Raw genomic sequence first — 22,823 nt, 5'->3', positions numbered from 1 at the left:
TGGTTTGGCTTCAAGTTTCATATGCCTCACTCCTCCCCTCTTCCGGTCGCTCTGGCCAGATAATCAGCATACTGTATCCGGTATACATCCTGATAAGGACCCGGCACTTCAATTAGCTCTTTATGGGTACCACGCTGCTGCACATGACCTTCGTTCATGACGATAATCTGATCCGCATGGCGCAAGGAGGAGATCCGATGGGCAATAATAAGTGTAGTGCGCCCCTTCATGACCTCTTGGAATCCGGCTTGAATCTCGTGCTCCGTCTCCATATCGACTGCACTGGTCGCATCATCGAGGATAAGAATCCGCGGATTCTTAAGCAGCGCTCTAGCGATGGCAATCCGTTGCTTTTGTCCACCGGAAAGACCCATTCCGCGCTCACCCACCACAGTGTCATAACCGTCTTCCATCTCCATGATGAAATCATGGGCTTTGGCAAGTTGTGCAGCTCGGATAATTTCTTCCATGCTTACATTCTTCAACCCATAGGAGATGTTGTTGCGAATTGAGGAGGAGAACAGGAAGGTCTCCTGAAAGACCGTCGCGATCTGTGAACGCAAGCTGCGAACATTGTATTCTCTGATGTCCATCCCATCCAGTGTGATGCTGCCTTCATTAACGTCATAAGCACGCATCATCAGCTGTGTAATGGTCGATTTACCAGAGCCCGTACCTCCAAGGAACCCTATAACCGCACCAGATTTGGCCTCAAAATCAATGTCTGTAACCGCAGGCATTTTGTTCCCATAAGCAAATGTGACGTGATTAAACGCTACATCTCCCTTAACCTCAGAAGGTACCAGTTCACGGGCGTTCTCTTTATCCTTCACATCAATATTCTGATTAAGTACTTCCAATACACGTTCTCCCGATGCTTTGGACTGTGTATAGTTATTAATATGGAATCCAAGACCCCAAATCGGTCCAATGATGTACCAAATTAAGCTGAAAAAAGCAACCAGTTCGCCTAGTGACATTTTCCCCTTAATAACTAACGTTCCACCTACTCCAAGCAGAATAGCTGCACTGATCGATGCTAAAAACTCCATCGCCGGAAAAAACTTACTCCAGAGCTCAGCGGCAAAAATCTGGTTATTCTTATAACGTTCGTTGCGGTGTGAGAATTTCTCTACTTCATGAGCCTCTCTCGCAAATGATTTGACGGTGCGCACACCCGTGATATTCTCCTGTACAGCCGTTGTCAGAGAACTGAGTGCAAGACGCATCTCTTGAAAGGCCGGGTGAATCTTAGACTCGAATTTTAGCGCAATAAACGCCAGGATGGGCATCGTAATCAAAGTTACTAGAGTAAGCTGCCAATTGAGTGAGAACATCATAATCGAACCAAAAATGACCATAAAAAAGACATTCAGCAACTGAGCAAAACCGAAACCGATAAAGTTACGAATCGCTTCCAAATCTCCGGTTAGCCGGGACATCAAATCTCCCGTTTTCGCGGTATCATAATAACGGAAAGATAGGAATTGCAGCTTCTCATAACAAGCATTACGCAGCCGGTATGCAAGAAAGTTACCTAGCCGTCCTCCAAAAAATCCATGTGCAAACTGCAGGCATGCTTTTACTATTACTACAGCTAACACGCTCAATGCGAGCACTGGCACCTCTGTAAACTTAAGTGGCACAATAACATCATCGATCAGCTTTCTTAACAAATTGGGGGTAATCAGCCCCACTGCAGTTGCAGCGGCCAAACATATAATCGAAAGAATCAGAAAATGCAGCTTCTCCCGATAATAACCGCGCAGTTGCCTGAGAACATCCATATCTCTCCTCCTTAAGGCTTACTTAGTAAGCATTTTTTTGTATAAAGCAAATGTTACATCGTAAGCTAGCTTTTTTAGCGCTTACAATTTAGTGACTTTAAGCAGTGTATCATCCATAATTTAATGCGGCAAAGGGGAGAATTGCGCGTTTTTGCGGTTATTTCGGAAAAAAGCAGCATCTACATGATATAAAGGGCCCTCGTTATCTTAAAATGCTCGTGTTTCCTCCTTAATCCTGATGAATTAAGAATCTACATGATTATTGTAATCATCGTGTAATATTAGGAGGACCTTTATTCGGTTTTTTGCATAATTATTGGAATTTATTCCGGGTTACGAAGAGTTCACTTTTTCGCCGTCTTAAATTTGCTTCAGATGTAAAACTTTTACCACAATTTACCGTAATATAGTAATACAACACTTTTTACTTATATTATGGAGGGGAACTATATTGAAAAAGCAGCTTGTTTTATCTTGTATTATCGCCATTATCCTTCTTTCAGGGTGTAGCAATACAAATAACAATAACCCTACGGACGCAAACACAGCGATCAACGAATCTAAAAACTTGTTTAATTTCGGGGAAATCTCCTCAAAAACTGATACAGCACCCTCACCTGAAAAAATGCTAAGAGAAATAAGCAATTTTGTTATTGCTGACATTTGGAATGTTGGGTTTGTAGATGTTATCTCATACACTAGAAGTGGTACAAGCAGTACAGGAGCGAGCATGGACATTGACTTTACGATCGAACAGCTTGGCAAAGCCATGGAAGAGAAAAAAGAATACGATACATATATGAACGAGTTAGATATTAAGTATGATTCTATAAAAAAAATATGGGCCAAGCTTTCCCCAGAAATTGATCTTTTATATAAACAGATCCAGGAGACACCTCCAAAAGCAAACGATAACAGCTTAAAACTTGATGCAGGTAAATTTAATCAATATTCAGAGGCTTTTAGTAAAGAAGTGAATGATCTGGCAAAACAGTAACCTATACCATATAAAAACCCCCGCCAAGTGATTGGCGGGGGTTCTGTTTATAATTGGGTTTTAGCAGCGTTTCATATAATCACCCCGCTATCTGGTTGTATCTTACACACCATTCTATTCTTTCTCTCATAAAATATAAAATCTACAATGAGAGGTTAGGTGAATAGGATGAGTATACAGTTTCTTGATATGCGAATTTCACAGGGCAGCACTATGGATTCACAAAGTCTTAATTTAGTTCGTTCAAGTGCAATTTTCGGTGACATTGGACTTCAGACAGTAAATGTTACCCCTGCCAATGCAGGTTTAGTGAGAGTCACATTGAATGCTTTTGCCAGACTTAGTGTTGATGTCAGCATTATAGTTCAGAATGATGTTACTTTTAGTATTTACCGCAATAATATATTAATTTTTAGTACAACCTACCCCGGAAACATTAATAATACAACGACCCAATATGAAATGGTTGGAATAACCGCTGTCGACTATCCGCCTTCGACCGATGTGCTTACCGGCCAGATCCAATACACCATTGTAGCATCAGCAATTAGAACGGCATCTCTGGGAGCCAGATCCTTCAGTGGAATTGCCGTTGCCGGAAATGGATAATTAAAAATATTAAAGGTGTGTCCCCGGAGCATTCGGGGATTTTTTCAATTGTGCCAATAAAAAAGCATCCGCAGAAAAATATCTACGGATGCTTTGAAGAAATATATAAGCGTTAGGAGGACGGGCCTCCATTCATAAGCGCTCTTATTAACCGATTGAACCTTCCATTTCGAACTTGATCAGACGGTTCATTTCGACCGCATATTCCATCGGCAGTTCTTTTGTGAACGGCTCGATGAAGCCCATGATGATCATTTGAGTCGCTTCTGCTTCTGTGAGGCCACGGCTCATCAGGTAGAACAGTTGCTCCTCAGAAACTTTAGACACGGTTGCTTCATGCTCAAGAACGATGTTATCGTTCATGATTTCATTGTAAGGAATAGTATCCGAAGTGGACTCATTATCCAAAATCAGCGTATCACATTTAATGTTCGATTTCGCACCTTCTGCTTGACGGCCGAAGGAAGCTAGACCACGGTAAGTTACTTTACCGCCATGTTTACTGATGGATTTCGATACAATGGTGGATGTTGTATCTGGAGCCAAATGGATCATCTTGGCACCCGCATCCTGATGCTGGTCTTTACCTGCTACCGCGATGGATAGTACTGAACCTTTAGCACCACGGCCTTTAAGAACAACCGCAGGATATTTCATGGTCAGCTTGGAACCGATGTTACCATCGACCCATTCCATGGTAGCATTCTCTTCTGCAACCGCACGTTTCGTAACGAGGTTGTAGATGTTTGGAGCCCAGTTCTGGATTGTGGTATAACGAACGCGGGCGTTCTTCATACACAAGATTTCAACAACCGCACTGTGCAGAGAGTTCGTGCTATAGATTGGAGCAGTACATCCTTCTACGTAGTGCACGAAGCTGTCTTCATCAGCAAGGATCAAAGTACGTTCGAATTGTCCCATGTTCTCAGAGTTAATACGGAAGTAAGCCTGCAAAGGAACTTCACATTTCACACCTTTAGGAACATAGATGAAGCTGCCGCCTGACCAAACTGCACTGTTAAGTGCGGCAAACTTATTATCGGTTGGAGGGATGATCGTCCCGAAATATTTTTTCAGAAGCTCTGGGTGCTCACGCAATGCAGTGTCGGTATCTGTAAAAATAACCCCTTGATCTTCAAGGCTCTTCTGCATGCTGTGATAGACTACCTCAGATTCATATTGTGCCGAAACGCCGGCGAGGAACTTCTGTTCCGCTTCCGGAATCCCCAGCTTATCAAAGGTTTCTTTGATTTCGGAAGGAACTTCTTCCCAAGTCTTCCCTTGCTTCTCTGAAGGTCTTACATAGTATTGAATATCCTCGAAGTCCAAATCATCCATATTGCCGCCCCATGTTGGCATTGGCATTTTACGGAACTGCTCCAAAGATTTCAAGCGGAAGTCAAGCATCCACTGTGGTTCATTTTTGATTGCTGAAATTTCTTTAACAATTTCGGCCGTCAAACCTTTACCAGACTGGAATATCGATTTATGCTCATCACGGAACCCGTACTGGTATTCTTCCATATCAGGCGCTTTCTTAGCCATGGTGTCAGCCTCCTTGTTCTACTGTTATTTATGTTGCTCTTCTTCGTCAATTCCTTTACGAAGTGCGTTCCAAGCCAGTGTTGCGCATTTGATCCGCGCAGGGAATTTATTCACACCCGAAAGGGCTTCAATGTCTTCGTAATCTCCAAAATCCACGTCTTCACCCTTCATCAGTAAGGAGAAGTTATCAGCCAGTTCAAGCGCACGTTCAACCGTTTGTCCTTTGATCGCCTCAGTCATCATCGAAGCCGATGACATACTGATCGAACAGCCTTCACCATTATAACGGGCATCCTTTACGATTCCATCCTCTACCTTAAGCTGAAGAGTAATCCGGTCACCACAGGTTGGGTTATTCAGTTCAATTTTTAGAGCATCATCTTCAAATGAACCGCGATTTCGAGGACTTTTATAATGATCCATAATTACGCGTCTGTATAAGTCATCCAAGTTCATAGCCGAAGTACTCCTTTGTCTTGATTAAAGCGTCCACCAGTCGATCTACATCCTGCTCGTTATTATACAGATAAAAGCTTGCACGTGCTGTAGAGCTGGCTTCCAGCCAGCGCATCAGCGGCTGACAGCAGTGATGTCCAGCGCGGATGGCAATCCCTTCCGCATCTAGCACTGTAGCGACATCATGCGGGTGAACGTCACCCAGATTAAAGGTGACAACGCCGACTTCACGATTTCGAGGACCATAAATGTTCAGACCCTCGATCTCCGAGAGACGTTGCTCTGCATACGCTGCAAGAGCTTTCTCATGGCGGTGTATCTCATCCAAACCGATTTCTTGTAAGAAATCAATGGCTGCACCTAGACCAACAGCACCAGCTATGATCGGCGTACCGCCTTCAAACTTCCAAGGCAGTTCTTTCCATGTGGATTCATAAAGACCCACATCATCGATCATCTCGCCACCAAATTCGACAGGCTCCATGGCTTCGAGAAGTGCTCTCTTGCCATACAAAGCGCCAATTCCGGTGGGTGCGAGCATTTTATGACCAGATAGTGCATAGAAATCACAATCCAGATCCTGCACATCGACCTTCAAATGTGGTGTGCTTTGTGCACCATCTACGACAATTACTGCACCATGACGATGAGCAATAGCCGCAAGCTCTTTAATAGGATGAGTTACTCCCATAACGTTGGATACATAAGCGATAGCAACGATTTTGGTTTTATCCGTAATCGTCTGCTCGGCAGCTTCCAACGTAACCGTTCCATCAGGTTGCAACGGTATATATTTTAATGTAGCACCTGTCTTCTTAGCGAGCTGCTGCCATGGAATCAGATTACTATGATGCTCCATTAAGGTGATGACGATTTCGTCGCCTTCACCCACAGCAGAGGGTCCGTAAGAAGAGGCCACAAGATTTAAGGCTGTAGTTGTTCCGCGTGTAAAGATAATTTCTTTAGTGCTGCGGGCGTTAATAAACTTAGCTAGCTTCTCCCGGGCTCCCTCGTAGGCATCGGTTGCTCGGCTGCCTAAAGTATGGACGCCACGGTGTACGTTGGCGTTATCCCACTCATAATACGACTTGACCGCCTCAATTACTTTCCGAGGCTTCTGTGAAGTAGCAGCACTGTCCAGATAGACCAGTGGATGTCCGTTCACATTTTGGTTCAGTATGGGAAATTGCTCCCGGATGGCGTTGCTAATCATTGCACTAACTTCCTTTCCACAAGAGATTGGAGCTGATTGCGCAGTCCCTCCAGTGGAATTTGTGACACAACAGGAGCCAAGAAGCCGTAGATGATCAGAGTCTCTGCATCATGCCGTGTAATTCCGCGGGACATTAGGTAAAAGACTTGCTCGTGATTGACCTGTCCTACGGAAGCGGCATGGCCGGCTGTAACATCATCTTCATCAATAAGCAGGATCGGATTGGCGTCACCACGGGCTTTTGGACTCAGCATCAATACTTTTTCCGTTTGCTGGCCGTCCGCTCTAGTAGCACCTTTCTCAATCTTGGTGATTCCGTTGATGATAGAAGTAGCAGAATCACGCATAACTGCACGAGTGATCATGTCACTTGGTGTGCTTTTGCCAAAATGCTGAGCTTGAGTGGTGTAATTCAGTTTCTGTGATCCCGTACCTACTGCAATTACTTTAGCATCGGAGCTAGAACCGTTGCCTTTAAGCACAGACTTGGTATCACTCGCAGTATCTCCGTAGTTCATCTCACCAACGATCCATTCGATGACTCCGTCATTCTCAACAACAGCCCGGCGATAAGTTACATCTGTAGTATCTACACCAAGCTGATGCACTGTGGCATAACGAACTTTAGCGCCAGCGCCCACGAATACCTCTACCGCACCATTGTGTAGTCCAGCTTCTTCTTTATCCGATACGTAGTTGTCTACATAGGTTACGGAACTGTTAGTATCAGCTACGACCAGAATGTGTGGAACAAAAGTAGCTTCCGCATCATCCGTTAACAGCACTGCTTGAAGCGGAGTTTCAATAACAACATTCTTAGGAACATAGAGGAATACTCCACCATTCCACAATGCAGCATGAAGCGCTGCGATAGAATGTTCGTCTGGCTGAATGGCTTTATGCAAGTAACGTTGAACCAAATCTCCGTGTTCTTTAACAGCTGTCTGTAGATCTGTAAAAATAACACCCTGTTCTGCAAGCTCAGGAGCGATACGTGTATATACTGCACCGGAGTTGCGTTGAATAATCAGGCTGCCTTCCTCCTGATCCTTGATCAAGGAAGAAATAGATGCAGGTGCATCACTTAGCGAAGCAAAAGGTTCACTTGCTTTATAGCTACCATAATTATTGACATTCCAACGATCAATCCGTGTCTTCTCTAATTTAGGCAGTGTCAGAGTAGCTGCCAATTCTAGTGCCTTCAAGCGGCTTTCTTTCAGCCAACCCGGTTCGCCGCTGCTGTGCGATAATTCGCTCAAGCGTTCGGCATCCACCGGAAGAATGGTCTGTGTCGTCATAGTGGTCTCCTCCTTCCTGGCGTTTCTTACGCTTCTTGCCCTACAGTTTCATCTTCAATTCCGAGTTCTTCTTTAATCCATTCATAACCCTCTGCTTCCAGACGCTGTGCAAGCTCTGGACCACCGGATTTCACGATTCTACCTTGCATCATAACGTGAACATAATCAGGTTTGATGTAGTTCAAAAGACGTTGATAGTGGGTAATAACTAAGAAGCCGCGTTCTTCGCTCCGCATGGAGTTTACGCCTTCAGCTACAATTTTCAAAGCATCAATATCAAGACCGGAGTCAATTTCGTCCAAGATCACGATTTTTGGATCCAGCATCATCATTTGTAGAATTTCATTACGTTTCTTCTCACCACCGGAGAAGCCTTCGTTCAAGTAACGGTGTAAAAACTCAGGGTTCATATCTAGTTCTTTCATCTTTGCTTCCATTTGGCGAATAAAACGAATCAACGAGATTTCGCTTCCCTCTTCACGACGGGAATTAATGGCAGAACGCAAGAAGTCGGAGTTAGTTACTCCAGAGATTTCGCTTGGATATTGCATTGCAAGGAAAAGACCTGCACGTGCGCGTTCATCAACAGCCATCTCCAGAAGATCTTCACCATCAAGAGTTGCAGTTCCATCAGTTACTTCGTATTTAGGATGACCCATTAGCGCCGAAGCCAAAGTACTTTTACCTGTACCGTTTGGTCCCATGATGGCGTGAATTTCGCCACCTTTCATTTGAAGGTTAATCCCCTTCAAAATTTCTTTTCCCTCAATCGTCGCTTTAAGACCCTCAATGACAAATTCTGCTGCCATAATATTATTCCCTCCATTGATCGATTTGCGAAATCAAAAGTTGTATTGAAACAGGATAATCCTGATTCCCAGCACAATTAGATTTTCTATCACATTATAATTATTATAAATTGAATCACAATGATTATCAATGATTCTCACTAATTTTATATCAAACCTTGTTTTTTTACAAATTTCTCTTTAGCTAATCACTTGTGACTCAGAGAAGATTTTCATTAAACATAAGACTACGCAAAAATAAGACTTCCCGCAGGAAGCCTTATTCAAACAGCTTAATGATTAGCTAAGAAACGAACGTAGCATCCATTGGTGTTTCTCCAGATCACTACGGATTTTAATGAACATATCTGAGGTTGGCTGATCCTTGGTTTCTTCGGCAAGCTCGATGCCTTCTGTCAGCTCTTCAGAGATGGTGGCGAAGTCTTCAATCAGAGACTGAACCATTCCCCGTGTATCTTCCTTACCTGTAGCTTCTTGAATTGTAGCTAATTCCAAATATTCTTTCAATGTTGCTGCCGGACTGCCTTTGATGGTTAGCAAGCGTTCTGCTACTTCATCCATGTGAAGGGTTACTTCATTATATAATTCCTCAAATTTCACATGAAGGGAGAAGAACTGTTCTCCTTTGACATACCAATGAAAGTTATGAATTTTTACGTACAGGACATTTAAGTTAGCAACCTGACGATTCATGATCTGTTCCAGTGAAGTTGTATTTACTTTATTCGATGCTTTAGCCATGAGATGATCCCTACCTTATCCATTATATTTACCGGTTACTATTTCCTTCGTCCGGTAGTAACTTGTCTATTCTTAATTTACCCTTTTACCTGTAATACGAAACAAGGAGAAGCCTTCCATAACACCTTTATTTGTTCTAGCATTAGCAAAGACACACCCGATTATGCTTAAATGTGAATACTTGCACACAAACAAAAAGGGCCTAAGCCCCGTTTGTTTGGAATTGTTAAATTTTCCGGTCAGACCATAAGAAGTAACGCTTCCGCACCCGTCATACCTGGTACGATGCCAAGACTCTCTGCTTCTATCGTTACAGACTCCAACGGGGCAGCTAAAAGCTGGGCAAGCGTCCGTACACCCACCGCACGAGCTGCGATGATATGCCGATCACTAAGTGTTTCATTGAGGAGACCGACATCCAGTGCACCGCACATAATATAACCTCGGTTCGTGCTGATGGAGAGCAGTGTAGTTTTGGGAAGCTTAACCTCTACCCCGATCAGCGTATGTTCACCTACTGTAATAGGCTCCATAGTAACCAATAGCAGCACCTCCTTTTTTTCACTATCCACGTTGTATATGTATGCTAATTTTCCTGTGGGTGTGCTGACGGTAGTCCTATGCCTAGTATAAAATGCAGTATAATAGTCCCTATTCCAGTAGTCCTGGGTATATGAATATTGCATGTTTAATGTTATAGTTAATTACATTCCTGTAACCATTCAGAGATGTTCTAAACGAAAAGCTGGGGGATTTATGGACGAGAAACTACAACGCACAGACGGCAATTATTTATTTAACGTCGACATCCTGATTAATGCCCGTACCAACCCGCTTGCACTGCAATTTCTGCTCGAAATGTTGAACAATAATGACCATATCACAGATTTCAACATTAACTCCGGTCTTGAATTAGGGAGAACCATTGACAGCTTGCTACGCTCCGCTAAACTAGCTTTGAATCAAAACTCTGCTCCTCCCATTTCATTAAAGCTGCCTCCAAAATCTACGAAGAAGCAGCTGGATACACCGATAAAAAAACAGGCAGAAACGCCTGCACAGCAAACGGCCATTGAGACGCCAGCTGATGCATACGGGAAGATTCGTCAGTATATTCAGAATAATCAATTGGTACGTTTACGAGCGAACCGGTACGGGAAACAAGTGTCCATGCCCTGTCGTATTTTAAACTTTGATGAAGCAGCCAACTCTATAAGTGTCTACCATGTGGATGAGAAGCAGGTGTACAGCTTTAATCTAAATGAAATCGACGAGTTTCTGTAAGCGCATGCGTTACAAGCCAATAAGCACCCTCCCTCTTTGGGGAACAGGTGCTTATTGGTCTTTCTTTTTTTAACAACTAAGACGACGTTTTACGTGAAAATCCCTCTATCGCAAGGCATAACCAGCCAATTATAAAGCATACCCCACCGATAGGTGTAATCGCTCCTAGCACCTTAATTCCGGAGATACTCAGAACATACAAACTGCCAGAGAACAAAATGGTACCTGCAATTAACAATCGGCCCGCCCAACGTAATCGGGCACTTTCGCCCCATTGGCCCACAGCCAGTGCGATGAGAATTACCCCCAGCGCATGTACCAAGTGATACTGCACACCAGTCTCATATACCTTCATATAGTCTTCACTGATCACTGGTTTTAGTAGATGGGCACCGAAAGCACCAATTCCTACTGCCAGCATTGCTAGCACAGCCCCCCAGGCCATAAATTTCCGTTGCAAATGATTACACCCCCTTAATTTTAGACTCATTCTATCATAACGTAATGCCAGTTCCTATTTCCAGCAGTCATTTTTTATTTTGCCTCATTCAGGGGTTGCTTTTTTAGCATCAATATGAAAAAGTGGATATTAACAACATTTTCATTCTAATCTCTCAAGGAGTGCAAACCATGGACTTAAATTCTCTGTCAAAATCAGACGTACCTGCGGCAGAGGTGGGAAATCCCAACCCTCATCCGGATTACCCAAGCGCTGATTTATCATCTACGCATCAAAAAGTAGAACATGATCTTCAACATTCTGGACCTGGTATTGCTTCGTTCATTATCTGTCTCGTGTCGATCATCGGCTATGCAGCCATCTTTATCTCTATTATAATGAAGTCTTCTTCATTGGTTAATGAGAATTCCGAACTATTAAGCCAGTCCTCGCAATTCATAATGCTTCTAGGATTAACGGTTATTATTCTGGCTGCTCTTAATGTAATCGGTGTAGTCATCGGCATCATTGGGCTTTCCATTCGGAAACGTCGCAAGGTGTTTGGCATTATTGGCACGATAGTCAATGGTGTTATTATCTTACTCTTTATGCTGCTTATTACAACCTTCCTAGTCAATGCTGGAACGCTTTAAGCTTCTTTTAAACATGCTAACTTCATTAAAAAGGGTATCCCAACAACTTTGAGCGGGTTGTGAGGATACCTTTATTTATGTATGAATCTAAAATCTGCATTGGGGAGTCCTCATCTTCATCCGCGGCTCACGGACTCAGATGACGTTATTTACGGATTTTCGCCCTTTGGAGCATAGTTTCGGACCCCAGTGACGCTATTGCATCGAAAAAGGATCATATTGAGCGATTTTTATGGCAATAGCTGCTATGGGGTCCGATAGCGAATCAAATGTGAATAAAAGCTGCGTTTAAGAGCTGCTGGGTCCGATAATACTGATTCCGATGATGATAATTCCGATAATGCTGGATCCTATCCCTCATCCGCGGCTTGCGGACTCAGATGACGTTATTTACGTTTTTTTCACCTTTGGAGCACAGTTTCGGACCCCAGTGACGCTATTGCATCGAAAAAGGATCCTATTGGGCGGTTTTTATGGCAATAGCTGCTATGGGGTCCGATAGCGAATCAAAAGTGGGGAAAAGCTGCGTTTAAGGGCTGCTGGGTCCGATAATGCTGAGTTTTCCCCGTCATCCGCGGCTCACGGACTCAGATGACGTTATTTACGTTTTTTTCGCCTTTGGAGCACAGTTTCGGACCCCAGTGACGCTATTGCATTAAAAAAGGATCATATTGAGCGATTTTCATAGAAATAACTGCTATGGGGTCCGATAGCGAATTAAATGTAGGGAAAAGCTGCGTTTAAGGGCTGCTGGGTCCGATAATGCTGAGTCCAATATAGAGGTTACTAGATCCGTTAGTGGGGCTACTAGGTGCTGCTAGATCCGTTAGTGGGCTGCTACATCCATAGTGGTGATTCTAGTTCTGTTAATGGTCCACTAGATCCGTTAGTGGGCTACTAGTTCCGTTAGTGGTGCTGCTAGTTCCAATAGTGTGGCTCCTAATCCATAATGGTGCTAGGTATGCGGACTGTGATCGATCAAACAAAGTTTAGTGTTTTGAGCAAGAACTATGCTTAAAAAATACGAGGGTGTCCCAGCAACCACTATATGATTGCTGAGACACCCTCTATTTACAAATCAATACCTTCAATTATTTTGCTAGAGCCAGCTTTGTCAGCACACGCTGCTTGACGGACGGATCGCCCTCCACTGCTTTTTCCACGTATTCAATAACCACGGAATCATCTGAATTCAAAGTATCAAGTATACTCTCCATTCCAGCTGAAATCTCAAAAGCGGTTGGACCTTCTTTTGTCGCAATCTCAACGGAATGACTATCTATTTGTCCGATATAAACGGCCGTCATTTTTATTGTTTTACCTTCAGCTTTTGGAGTAGAACTAGGTTTAGCTGTGCTCGGATTTTCGGTTGGTGTGGCTGTACTTGGGTTCTCAGTGGGTACGGGAGTGCTTGGAGCTTCTGTAGGCTCAGCTGTGCTTGCGCTCTCGGTTGGAGTTGGAGAAGGTGTTGCAGTCGGTTCTCCTGAAGTCTGTGCCGAATTATTCCCACCGCAAGCGGTTAAGGCAAATGTTAAGGCAGCAATCGCTGCTATGGCGGGTAATGAACGTTGTTTTTTCATGTTGAGTGCCTCCTCTATGTGGCGATTATTTTCAAAGTCATCTTCATAAGTATACTCTTATAACGTTAACCACTCTATGAAAGTTTCATATGAAGTAATTTTAGATAACTTCCAGCCTCTATTAGGCATCCGTCGGATGCAGGCTACAGCGGTATTAATACAATAGTGTGAGCCTGATTTATCCCAAAGGAGTGAGCCCCTTGAAAATCGATATCGGCTGTGGATCTAATAAGGAAGCAGGTTATCTCGGGATCGATCGGATCGCGGGTCCTGTTGTAGATATTGTCTGTGATATTTGCCAAGAGATTCCTCTCCCTGACAATAGTGCTGAATTTGTTATGGCTAGCCGTGTCCTGCCTTATGTGGACAATTTATTCGCAGCCATGGCGGAAATTCACAGAATTAGCATCCATAAAGCAGTTGTTTGCATTCTAGCACCCTATGCCCACAGCTTTGCCCATATGTCCAATCCTTCCTTTAAGCAGAAGTTTGACGAATATACCCCCCGGCATTTTACGGGATCCTTCTTCCAACCCCCATCCGGTCCAGTATGCCCAGCTATTCCAGACTACCCTGTACCCGCACCACCCTTCGATTATCGGTTGCTGCGGATGGAGTTATTCTATCAACACCCTTATGAAGATCCGCTTTACGAAACTGAAGAACTAGAAATACTAAAGACCCTTCAAGCAAATGTAGTGCATGAAATCATGTACCATTTTGTCGTAGTCAAGCACAATATCACTGATCAGGAGCTGGAGCTGATGAGCAGAAGTCATTATCCTGAACCTCATGTTCTTGTCGAACGAAGACTTAAATCACAAAACAGACATTTTTTTCTATAATTTTAAGATGGGACATACACTAATACCCATTTTGTATCATAGGCTAACATACAGGTATTAACTGTGCCGTCCTAACTATAGGACGGTTCACTTTTGGCCAAAATCAACCTCGAAGGAGGTGAGAATCATTCCACTAGTCGTACGGGCAACGATCAATGCGACCGGTGCTATCACATTTACCGGCAACACGCTTGGACTTAGCCGCTCCGATACGATCGGAGTGCCAGGGACATTAGACAGCATCGGTGGCTTTACTACTGTTAATACTTCATCGACATTTGGTTCCTATCCTAGCGGAACTACTAGTCTTTATACAAGCAACAGTTCAGCAGCCATACTAGTCCTACCATCTGGCAGCACAGTGCTGTATGCAGAACTGATATGGGGCGGTACCTATATTAACGGAACCGTTAACCTCAGTTCGGCCATTAACAACCCTGTCTCCTTCATAACTCCTGCTGGCACTACATTCAGCGTTACTCCCGATTCAGCAACGAGCAACGTAGTCGATTTGGGAGGTGGTGCATCAGCATATGTTCGTTCCGCCAACGTGACCAGCATTATCCAACAAGGCGGCGCCGGCACCTACACCACTGGCGGTGTAGTGGGTACGATTGTTATCCCTAGTGATTCCACGGCCAACCATGCTGGCTGGACATTAGGCGTAATCTACCAAAATACAGCCTTACCTTTTCGCAATATGTCCCTACGGGCAGGTGCAATACTTGTACAGGCAAACTCAGCCCCAGTTTCAACTACGATCACAGGCTTCGCAACACCAATTACAGGTGCGCTTGGCGGCAGAGCGTTATTCAGCGCACAGGAGGGGGATGCCAACCGTTCGGGGGATCAAGCGTTATTTGGTCCAACCTCAGCTACACTTGTTGCTTTATCGGGACCTAATAACTTTGCCAACAACTTTTTTGCGTCACAGATTAACAATGATGCAGGTAATCTAAACACAACAGGTACCTTTGGAAACCGCAATCAAATAAATGGAAACCCAGGGACCAACATTATCGGTGGCCGTCAAGGCTGGGACATTACCAACGTTGACGTCTCCGCACGGCTGATAAACAATCAATCTTCAGCCGTATTACAATTAACCACCTCAGGCGATGCTTATGTACTCAACGGTAATGCCATACAGGTTGATATCAATGCTCCTAAAATAAACCTCACTAAAAGCGCTAATGTAGCCGGCCCCATAGTCGGTGATACGGTAACTTATACGGTGACTGTCAGTAATACAGGAACAGCGGGAGCAGCAAGTGTCGTTTTATCAGATGCGCTGCCGGCAGGATCCACTTTTGTAACTGGAAGCGTAGTCGTTGCTGGCGTCGTAAGGCCTACTTTTGATATTACAGCAGGAATCCCATTAGGCTCATTAGCTTTAAGCAGTTCAATAACGGTTACATATCAAGCCAAAGTCACTTCATTGCCGCCAAGTCCACAAAATATCGCAAATACTGCCAACGCTGCCTTTACGTTTCAAAGTGTAGCCGGAGGCCCTATCATGACGGGGGTCATTCCATCTAATACAGTAACCTTACCTGTATATTCACCCGTCCTTAACATTGTGAAATCAGCCAATACCACCAATGCTACGGTTGGAGATCAAATTACCTATACTCTTCAAATCACGAACACAGGAAATATCGGCGCGGTAACAACACTTACGGATAATATTCCTTCAGGCAGCTCTTATGTCGCAGGCAGCTTCACCGTCAATGGAAATCCTGTCGCTGGTAACCCTGCCACAGGGATTGCTATCGGTACGGTTGCCGCCGGTGGCAGTTCTACTGTTCAATTTCGGGTCATCGTGAATAGTCTTCCCTCACCGCCGCAGTTGGTTGACCAAGCAAGCGCCGCTTATACGTTTCAAGTTCCAGATGGGCGAACGGTAGCTGGTTCGGCCTCGTCCAACACTTTGTCTATTCCCGTTACAACACCCAATGTTACCGTAGTCAAAAGCGCTGGATTCACCGACGTAACTGTCGGAGATATACTGCTCTACACCTCAGTAATCAGTAACAACGGAATTGCAGCAGTTACCAACGTTTCACTCTCAGATACCATACCTGCGGGTACATCGCTGGTTCCCGGAAGTGTCACCGTCGCCGGTGTATCACAACCCTCAGCTAATCCTGGAACAGGGATTGCTGTCGGTACCATCGCTCCCGGAAGCTCCGTCGCCGTCACTTTTCAAGTCAACGTTATCTCATTACCAAATCCCGCTCAGCTATTGAATAAATCTAGTGCCTCTTTTAGCTCGGGTGCTTTTACTGGCATTTCAGTCTCAAACACGACTACAACTCCCGTGTATCAGCCTGTAATCCAAATTGCAAAAAGCTCGAACGTATCCAGTGCAACTGTAGGGAGCAATATTCTTTATACGTTAAATGTTCAGAATTCTGGAAATATCGGGGCGGCTGTAACCCTGAGCGACAATATTCCTTCAGGAAGCGCCTTTGTCTCGGGAAGTGTAACTGTTAACGGTGTTGCTAGACCTGCTGACTCTCCACTTACAGGAATTAACTTAGGCACTTTAGCTTCAGGGGCAGCTGTTCCTGTGACCTTTCTTGTCTCTGTACAATCTCTGCCTGCTCCACCTGTTCTGAATAATCAAGGCAGTAGCAATTACACCTACCAACTGCCAAGTGGAAGATCATTCTCCGGGACCAGTCTATCCAATACCCTAACCATTCCGGTCTCCGCTCCAAACATTACACTAACCAAAACTGCAAATCTAACTAATGTAGCAGTTGGAGAAAATCTTACTTATTCAGTCATAGTGTCCAACCCAAGCAGCGTCACTGTCACTAATGTTGTTGTCTCTGACCCTATTCCTACGGGGGGAGCTTTTGTAGCAGGCAGTGTGACTGTCAACGGTTCGACGGTTGCAGCGGCTAACCCAAGTACAGGGATAGCAATCGGAAGTATCGCCGCGGGCAGCTCTGTCACGGTGTCTTTTAGAGTGAATGTTGCTTCCTTGCCAAGTCCAGCACAGTTTACAAACAGAGCCAGTGCCTCCTTCACCTCTGGGGCGTTCACCGGTTCTTCGCTCTCAAACACGATAGTAACACCTGTATTTCAGCCCATCCTTAATATGGTCAAAAGCGCCAATGCAGCACAGGCATCTGTAGGGGGATCTCTCTCATACTCCATCCTGATCAGCAACACCGGGAATATTGCAGCTACTCTATTAGTAACTGATATCCTGCCACCCCAAGCCGTGTTTGACACGAATAGTGTCATTATTGGAGGAACACCTTTGCCCGGATATAATCCGGCAACTGGCATTCCAGTTGGACCGCTCGCTCCTGGTGATAGTGTCACCGTAAGTTTTCTGGTCACAATCACAGCCCTACCTCCATCACAAGTATTGCTAAACTCTGCTTCAGCGACATATAGCTTTACTCTTCCAGACGGGCGTCAGCTCGGAGGAAATGTAGTGTCCAATACGCTCTCTGTCCCAGTATCTGCCCCTAACGTCAGTGTTGTAAAAAGCGTAAACGCTGCTACTGCTGTTACTGGTGATATCCTTACCTTTACCTCTGTATTGACCAACAATAGTATTGCAACAGTAAGCAATATCATTCTCAGTGATCCTCTGCCTGAGAATGTCGCTTTTATTCCCGGAACCGTAATTGTAAGTGGCACTCCCCTGCCGCTAGCAGTTCCGTTCGCCGGCATTCCAATCGGTAGTTTGAGCCCTGGCGCCACAGCTACCGTAACATTCGAGGTGAGGATAACGATGCCGATACCATCACAGATTAACAATCAGTCATCTGTCAGTTTTACATCCGGTGTATTCTCCGGTTCTTCTTCATCTAATATCACAACTACACCAGTTATTCAGCCCCAAATCTCCTTAGTAAAAAGTGCCGCTGATGGAGACGGCGATTTCGATGCTTTAGTCGTCGGTGATTCTGTCATCTACACAGTGATTGTTAGCAACACAGGTAATCTGGCTGCAAATCTTACGCTAACTGATAACATTCCAGCAGGTACAGTTTTTGTTCCTAATAGTGTCATTGTAGGTGGTATGCCTCAACCCGGCTCAGCCCCAGATACAGGGATAGCTGTAGGAAATGTGGCTCCTGGTGCCAGTATTGCAGTCAGCTTTACCGTTGATATCATCTCCCTGCCAACACCGCAGCAGATTAGTAATCAGGCTTCTGCAAGCTTTACCTTTACTCCGCCTGACGGTAGACCGTTATCTGGGACTGCTGTGTCTAACACTGTCACACTGCAAGTCTCTGCTCCTAACATTGTCGCTACCAAGAGCACTACTTCAACATCAGTTGCTGTTGGTGAAACAGTCACATACACCGTCAATATAACTAATAATGGTATAGAATCTGTTACTAGCGTCTTGCTCAATGATCCTACACCGGTAGGAAGTACTTTTGTAACAGGCAGCGTGTCTGTCAACGGAGTCCCATTCCCGAATTCGAACCCCGCTTCGGGGATATCTATCGGCACTCTAGCAGCTGGTGCATCAGCGCTGGTTACTTACAGTGTTACTGTTACCTCCGTCCCTCCTACAGCTTCACTCATCAATCAGGCATCCGTTACCTTCACTTCAGGCGTTATTTCAAGCTCCACTTTTTCTAATACCGTTACAGTCCCTGTGTTCCAGCCGAACATTGCCGTAGTCAAGAGTGCTAGTACAGCCAATGCCACGGTTGGCGATTCCGTTAGCTACACACTGACAGTGAGTAACACAGGAAACTATGCTGCTAATTTAATACTGACGGATAATATTCCCGCAGGTACGACTTTCGTTCCGAATAGTGTGCTCATCAACGGCCTCCCTTTAGCGCAAGCGGATCCTTCCACCGGAATTGCAGCTGGATTAATACAGCCTGGAGGAACGACCGTAGTCATTTTCACGGTTGACATCACTTCATTGCCTAGTCCTCAGCAACTGGTCAATCAAGGAACCGCAGCATATAGCTTCACCTTACCCGACGGACGTACACTTAATGGGTCTGCACTCTCTAACACCGTCACTATTCCGGTCTCCTCACCTAATATTGCTGTAGTTAAAACTACAACCACAACATCAACTACAGTCGGTGACACGATCACTTATTCCATAGCTTTAACTAATAACGGGATTGCCACTGTAAATAATGTGGTCTTCACAGACGCCCTTCCTGCCGGCACCACCTTTGTGACAGGCAGCGTGCTTGTGGACGGTGTGCCTCGTACAGGAGTCAGCCCAGCTACTGGAGTAACCCTAGGCAGCATAGCACCTGGTGTAACCGTAACTGTTGCTTTTACCGTAAATGTAGTTTCACTGCCGCCTACCGGATTGTTAAATAATCAGTCAACAGTCAGCTTCACCTCAGGTGTTGTCTCAAATGTAGCCTTCTCAAATATCGTCACGACGCCTGTCTATCTGCCTATTCTTGCAGCAGCAAAAAGCTCTAATTCAGTCAATGCTACCGTTGGGGATACGATTACTTATACTATAAATGTGACCAACACAGGTAACTACGGAGCTTTAGCAACCCTGAGTGATACCATTCCAGCGGGTACAACGTTTATTCCAAATAGTGTACTCATTCAAGGCGCTCCTGCTCCAGGAGCAGACCCAGCTGCCGGGATCCCACTGGGGGTAATCTCCGCGAATGGAAGCCTATCTGTAATGTTCTCAGTGCTTATCACAACATTGCCGGCAAGCCAACAGCTGCTCAATCAAGCTTCCGTCGCGTTTGCATACACACTTCCAGATGGACGGACATTTAACAATTCGATCAATTCCAATACAACAACAATCTCAGTATCCTCACCGAACGTTATCGTCACTAAATCTTCGACAGCTACCGATGCCGTTGTTGGCGATACCATCACTTATAACCTCACTGTTACCAATAGTGGAATAGCAAATATCAGTAACGTTAACCTCAGTGATCCAATACCTGCGGGCTCTAGCTTTGTCGCAGGCAGCGTGACCGTAGATGGCACTCCACGCCCTAGCGCCAACCCAGCGAACGGGATCTCGCTCGGTACTCTTGCACCGGGAGCATCTTTCCAAGTCTCGTTCAACACGATTGTCAATGTGCTGCCTAATCCTGCAACACTTAGTAATCAAGCTTCCGTCAGTTTCACCTCCGGCGCATTCTCAGGATCTTCATTCTCAAATACACTTGTTATTCCGGTATATCAACCTATCATTGTAGTTGTCAAAGGGGCGGACAGAACCGCCGCAACTGTCGGAGATACGATTACTTACTCCTTAAATGTGACAAATACTGGTAACCTCATAGCAAATGTAGTTATTACCGATACCATTCCGAACGGAGCTGTCTTTGTTCCAAACAGCGTGCTCGTGAATGGGGTACCACAACCAGGATCAGATCCGGCTACTGGCTTAAGTATTGGGTCGGTAGCTCCGGGAAGTACAGTAACAGTAACCATTACGTTGCAGGTTACTATTGCTTCCCTCCCTTCGCCACAACAGTTAGTCAATCAAGCTACAGCAAATTTCACATTCACACCACCAGATGGACGTTCACTCACGGGATCCTCTGTCTCAAACGTCCTAATTATCCCTGTATCTTCACCAGACGTAAGTGTGGTTAAGAGCACTACTTCTATTGATGCGGTTGTGGGCGATATCATCACCTATACGATTGTTGTCACCAACTTAGGGATTTCACCAGTTAATAATGTCATCATGGTTGACCCTATTCCAGCTGGCAGCCAGTTCGTAACGGGAAGCATTACCGTAGATGGAGCCCCACGTCCTAGTGGCAGTCCGGCTTCGGGAATCGCAATTGGTACAATTGCTGCAGGTGCTTCTTCAACCATTACCTTCCAGGTTCAGGTAGTAGCGTTATGATTCCCGGCTCACGTACCCAACCTGTCGTAACCAATCAGTCCATGGTACTCTTCAACTCGGCAGCGGGTGTTGACGGAATTGTCTATTCCAATACCGTTAACACCCCGGTCGTGGGCCCCGTGCTTTCATTGCTGAAGAGTACAGATAAACTCCACGCCTCTTTAGGCGACACTTTGGTGTATACCTTTAAAGCCAGTAATAATGGAAATACAGATGCTTTTTTGACGGTGTTTGACATTCTTCCAGAAGGTGTATCCTTTATTTCCAACAGTGTGCTCAGAGACGGTGTGCCTCTTCCGGGGGCTACACCGTCTTCAGGCATCCCCCTTGGTTCTATTGCACCGCAGAGTCAAGTGAGCATCGCCTTTCAAGTCGTCATCATTTCCCTGCCGTCTTCCCTAGTGCTGCAAAATAAAGCGCTGGGCCGTTTTTCTTTTTCCACACCGGAGGGAAGAATCGTTAAAGGTGAGCTTACGTCTAACGTTGTGCTGGTTTCTTTACGCTCCTACCAGCTCTCGACCTCCTTGTCTGCAAGTACTCCGACTTCTTTTATAGGGGATGTAGTCACTTACACCTTGCGGCTTACAAATGAAGGAAACAGCCTCTTAACTCAAATCAGTGCAACAATTTCTATTCCAGACGGGGCGGTGTTTATACCGGGGAGTGTCATCGCAGGTGGGATTTATTACCCAGAATCAGACCCGGCACAGGGGATATTACTCGGTTCCCTGGACACAGACCTAAGCGTTGATATTACTTTTCGTGTCCGAGTAACAGAGTTTTCTCCCTCGTTGGCCTTAACCAACAGCGCGGTTGTCACCTATTCAGTCGATGAGCATACAATTACGACCGAAAGTAACACTGCGGTTGTCTCACTTGTCCAAGCGGGGGTCACCATTAGCAAAAAAGTAGATCATGTTACAGCAGCTCCGGGCGATAATTTGAGATATGAGCTTACGGTAACGAACAACGGGAATCTGGCTGTAAATGCAGTCCTAACAGATGCCATACCTTCAGGTACTCTTTTCGTATGGGATAGTGTTCTCTTAAATGGAGTGTTGCAAAAAGGTGCACGACCAGCTGAAGGCATCCAGTTAGGTACTTTAAGAGGCGGAACTACAGCAGTTGTAGTTTTTCAAGTGAGTATACCTGCAGCCATTAACATTCATGAAATCGCAGCCGTACAAAACCATGGTAGTGTTCAGTATACCTTTGTGCTTCCAGACGGACGGACCGTACGGCAAACCTCTCGTTCCAATACAGTTACCACCCTAGTAGTCACACCTGTCATTTCACTCGTAGTCCATGCAAAACCAACTATTGTAGAAGCAGGAGAGCGAGTCCAATGCTGGATCTCACTAACCAATAGCGGAAATTGGCCTGCGGAAATATCTCTGAATCGGCTAACCCCGGAAAAATGTTTTCTTGATCCCAACAGCATTGTGATTGATGGAGTTCCGAATCCACAATCTTCATTTGCCGGCACCTTGCCGCTGGGGGTAGTTAATGCTGCATCTATGGTTAACATTCATTATTTTGTCCAGGTGAGTGAACAGGTAATGGGTCGTTTCCTTAAGGGCTCCGTAAATGCTCAATTCTCTTTCAATATGGATGGACGTAACTACTCTGGCGAAAGCCAATCTAACAGCTATGTGCTAACCGTAGATGAGATCAGTGAATAAGAAATCACATATCCCTCATCCCCATGAAT

17 protein-coding genes are annotated in these 22,823 nt (G+C 45.1%); 7 read left to right on the top strand and 10 right to left on the bottom strand.

Annotated features, from left to right (window positions below):
- Positions 1–26 precede the first annotated feature (26 nt).
- Positions 27–1,787, bottom strand: coding sequence for an ABC transporter ATP-binding protein (locus MHI32_RS08880; RefSeq protein WP_036684103.1), 1,761 nt, complete (start codon positions 1,785–1,787; stop codon positions 27–29).
- A 451-nt stretch (positions 1,788–2,238) separates the two neighbouring features.
- On the opposite strand from MHI32_RS08880, the gene MHI32_RS08875 reads away from it, so the two are divergent.
- Both MHI32_RS08875 and MHI32_RS08870 read left to right on the top strand, forming a co-directional pair.
- Positions 2,239–2,784 carry a hypothetical protein gene (locus MHI32_RS08875; protein WP_076277536.1) on the top strand — a complete coding sequence of 182 codons (546 nt, stop codon included), beginning with the start codon at positions 2,239–2,241 and terminating at the stop codon, positions 2,782–2,784.
- Positions 2,785–2,952: 168 nt separating this feature from the next.
- Positions 2,953–3,393, top strand: a complete 441-nt coding sequence (locus MHI32_RS08870; RefSeq protein ID WP_340012177.1) for a hypothetical protein — start codon at positions 2,953–2,955, stop codon at positions 3,391–3,393.
- Positions 3,394–3,540: 147 nt separating this feature from the next.
- Here MHI32_RS08870 and sufB read toward each other — a convergent pair whose 3' ends face one another.
- The 7 genes from sufB to MHI32_RS08835 form a co-directional block, all read right to left on the bottom strand.
- Positions 3,541–4,938 (bottom strand): Fe-S cluster assembly protein SufB, encoded by a 1,398-nt coding sequence (gene sufB, locus MHI32_RS08865; RefSeq protein ID WP_036684335.1) that lies wholly within the window; start codon positions 4,936–4,938, stop codon positions 3,541–3,543.
- 24 nt (positions 4,939–4,962) lie between these two features.
- Positions 4,963–5,394, bottom strand: a complete 432-nt coding sequence (gene sufU / locus MHI32_RS08860) for a Fe-S cluster assembly sulfur transfer protein SufU (RefSeq protein ID WP_036684339.1) — start codon at positions 5,392–5,394, stop codon at positions 4,963–4,965.
- Positions 5,381–6,607, bottom strand: a complete 1,227-nt coding sequence (locus MHI32_RS08855) for a cysteine desulfurase (protein ID WP_340012176.1) — start codon at positions 6,605–6,607, stop codon at positions 5,381–5,383. The genes sufU and MHI32_RS08855 overlap by 14 nt, the downstream gene beginning before the upstream one ends.
- The gene (gene sufD / locus MHI32_RS08850) at positions 6,604–7,905 is read right to left on the bottom strand and encodes a Fe-S cluster assembly protein SufD (protein ID WP_036684344.1); all 1,302 of its coding nucleotides are present in this window, start codon (positions 7,903–7,905) and stop codon (positions 6,604–6,606) included. Before sufD ends, MHI32_RS08855 begins: the two co-directional genes overlap by 4 nt.
- Positions 7,906–7,931: 26 nt before the next feature.
- Complete coding sequence (gene sufC / locus MHI32_RS08845) at positions 7,932–8,714, bottom strand: Fe-S cluster assembly ATPase SufC (RefSeq protein ID WP_036684347.1); 783 nt, start codon at positions 8,712–8,714, stop codon at positions 7,932–7,934.
- Positions 8,715–8,993: 279 nt separating this feature from the next.
- Positions 8,994–9,455 carry a Dps family protein gene (locus tag MHI32_RS08840; RefSeq protein ID WP_036684350.1) on the bottom strand — a complete coding sequence of 154 codons (462 nt, stop codon included), beginning with the start codon at positions 9,453–9,455 and terminating at the stop codon, positions 8,994–8,996.
- A gap of 239 nt (positions 9,456–9,694) precedes the next feature.
- Positions 9,695–9,997: a DUF1805 domain-containing protein gene (locus MHI32_RS08835; protein WP_036684352.1), complete on the bottom strand. Its 303-nt coding sequence runs from the start codon at positions 9,995–9,997 to the stop codon at positions 9,695–9,697.
- Between the two features lie 214 nt (positions 9,998–10,211).
- Between MHI32_RS08835 and MHI32_RS08830 the strand changes: the two genes are divergently transcribed.
- Complete coding sequence (locus MHI32_RS08830; protein ID WP_036684355.1) at positions 10,212–10,739, top strand: hypothetical protein; 528 nt, start codon at positions 10,212–10,214, stop codon at positions 10,737–10,739.
- A gap of 76 nt (positions 10,740–10,815) precedes the next feature.
- Here MHI32_RS08830 and MHI32_RS08825 read toward each other — a convergent pair whose 3' ends face one another.
- Complete coding sequence (locus MHI32_RS08825; RefSeq protein ID WP_036684358.1) at positions 10,816–11,199, bottom strand: DUF423 domain-containing protein; 384 nt, start codon at positions 11,197–11,199, stop codon at positions 10,816–10,818.
- A 170-nt stretch (positions 11,200–11,369) separates the two neighbouring features.
- On the opposite strand from MHI32_RS08825, the gene MHI32_RS08820 reads away from it, so the two are divergent.
- Positions 11,370–11,831: a hypothetical protein gene (locus MHI32_RS08820; RefSeq protein ID WP_076124771.1), complete on the top strand. Its 462-nt coding sequence runs from the start codon at positions 11,370–11,372 to the stop codon at positions 11,829–11,831.
- A 1,091-nt stretch (positions 11,832–12,922) separates the two neighbouring features.
- Here MHI32_RS08820 and MHI32_RS08815 read toward each other — a convergent pair.
- A complete protein-coding gene (locus MHI32_RS08815) occupies positions 12,923–13,411 on the bottom strand; it encodes a hypothetical protein (protein ID WP_036684361.1) in 489 nt (162 codons plus the stop codon).
- Positions 13,412–13,611: 200 nt separating this feature from the next.
- Between MHI32_RS08815 and MHI32_RS08810 the strand changes: the two genes are divergently transcribed.
- The 3 genes from MHI32_RS08810 to MHI32_RS08800 all read left to right on the top strand — a co-directional run bounded on the left by MHI32_RS08810 (position 13,612) and on the right by MHI32_RS08800 (position 22,794).
- On the top strand, positions 13,612–14,256 hold the full coding sequence (locus MHI32_RS08810; protein ID WP_076126477.1) for a methyltransferase domain-containing protein: 645 nt from the start codon (positions 13,612–13,614) through the stop codon (positions 14,254–14,256).
- A gap of 118 nt (positions 14,257–14,374) precedes the next feature.
- Positions 14,375–21,112, top strand: coding sequence for a hypothetical protein (locus MHI32_RS08805; protein ID WP_340012175.1), 6,738 nt, complete (start codon positions 14,375–14,377; stop codon positions 21,110–21,112).
- Positions 21,109–22,794, top strand: coding sequence for a hypothetical protein (locus MHI32_RS08800; RefSeq protein WP_340012174.1), 1,686 nt, complete (start codon positions 21,109–21,111; stop codon positions 22,792–22,794). Before MHI32_RS08805 ends, MHI32_RS08800 begins: the two co-directional genes overlap by 4 nt.
- The last annotated feature ends 29 nt before the right edge of the window (positions 22,795–22,823 follow it).

The sequence above is a fragment of the Paenibacillus sp. FSL H7-0690 genome, assembly GCF_037980415.1.
GTDB classification, from domain to species: Bacteria; Bacillota; Bacilli; order Paenibacillales; family Paenibacillaceae; genus Paenibacillus_AQ; species Paenibacillus_AQ odorifer.
This window is presented reverse-complemented; position numbering and strand designations above follow the sequence as displayed.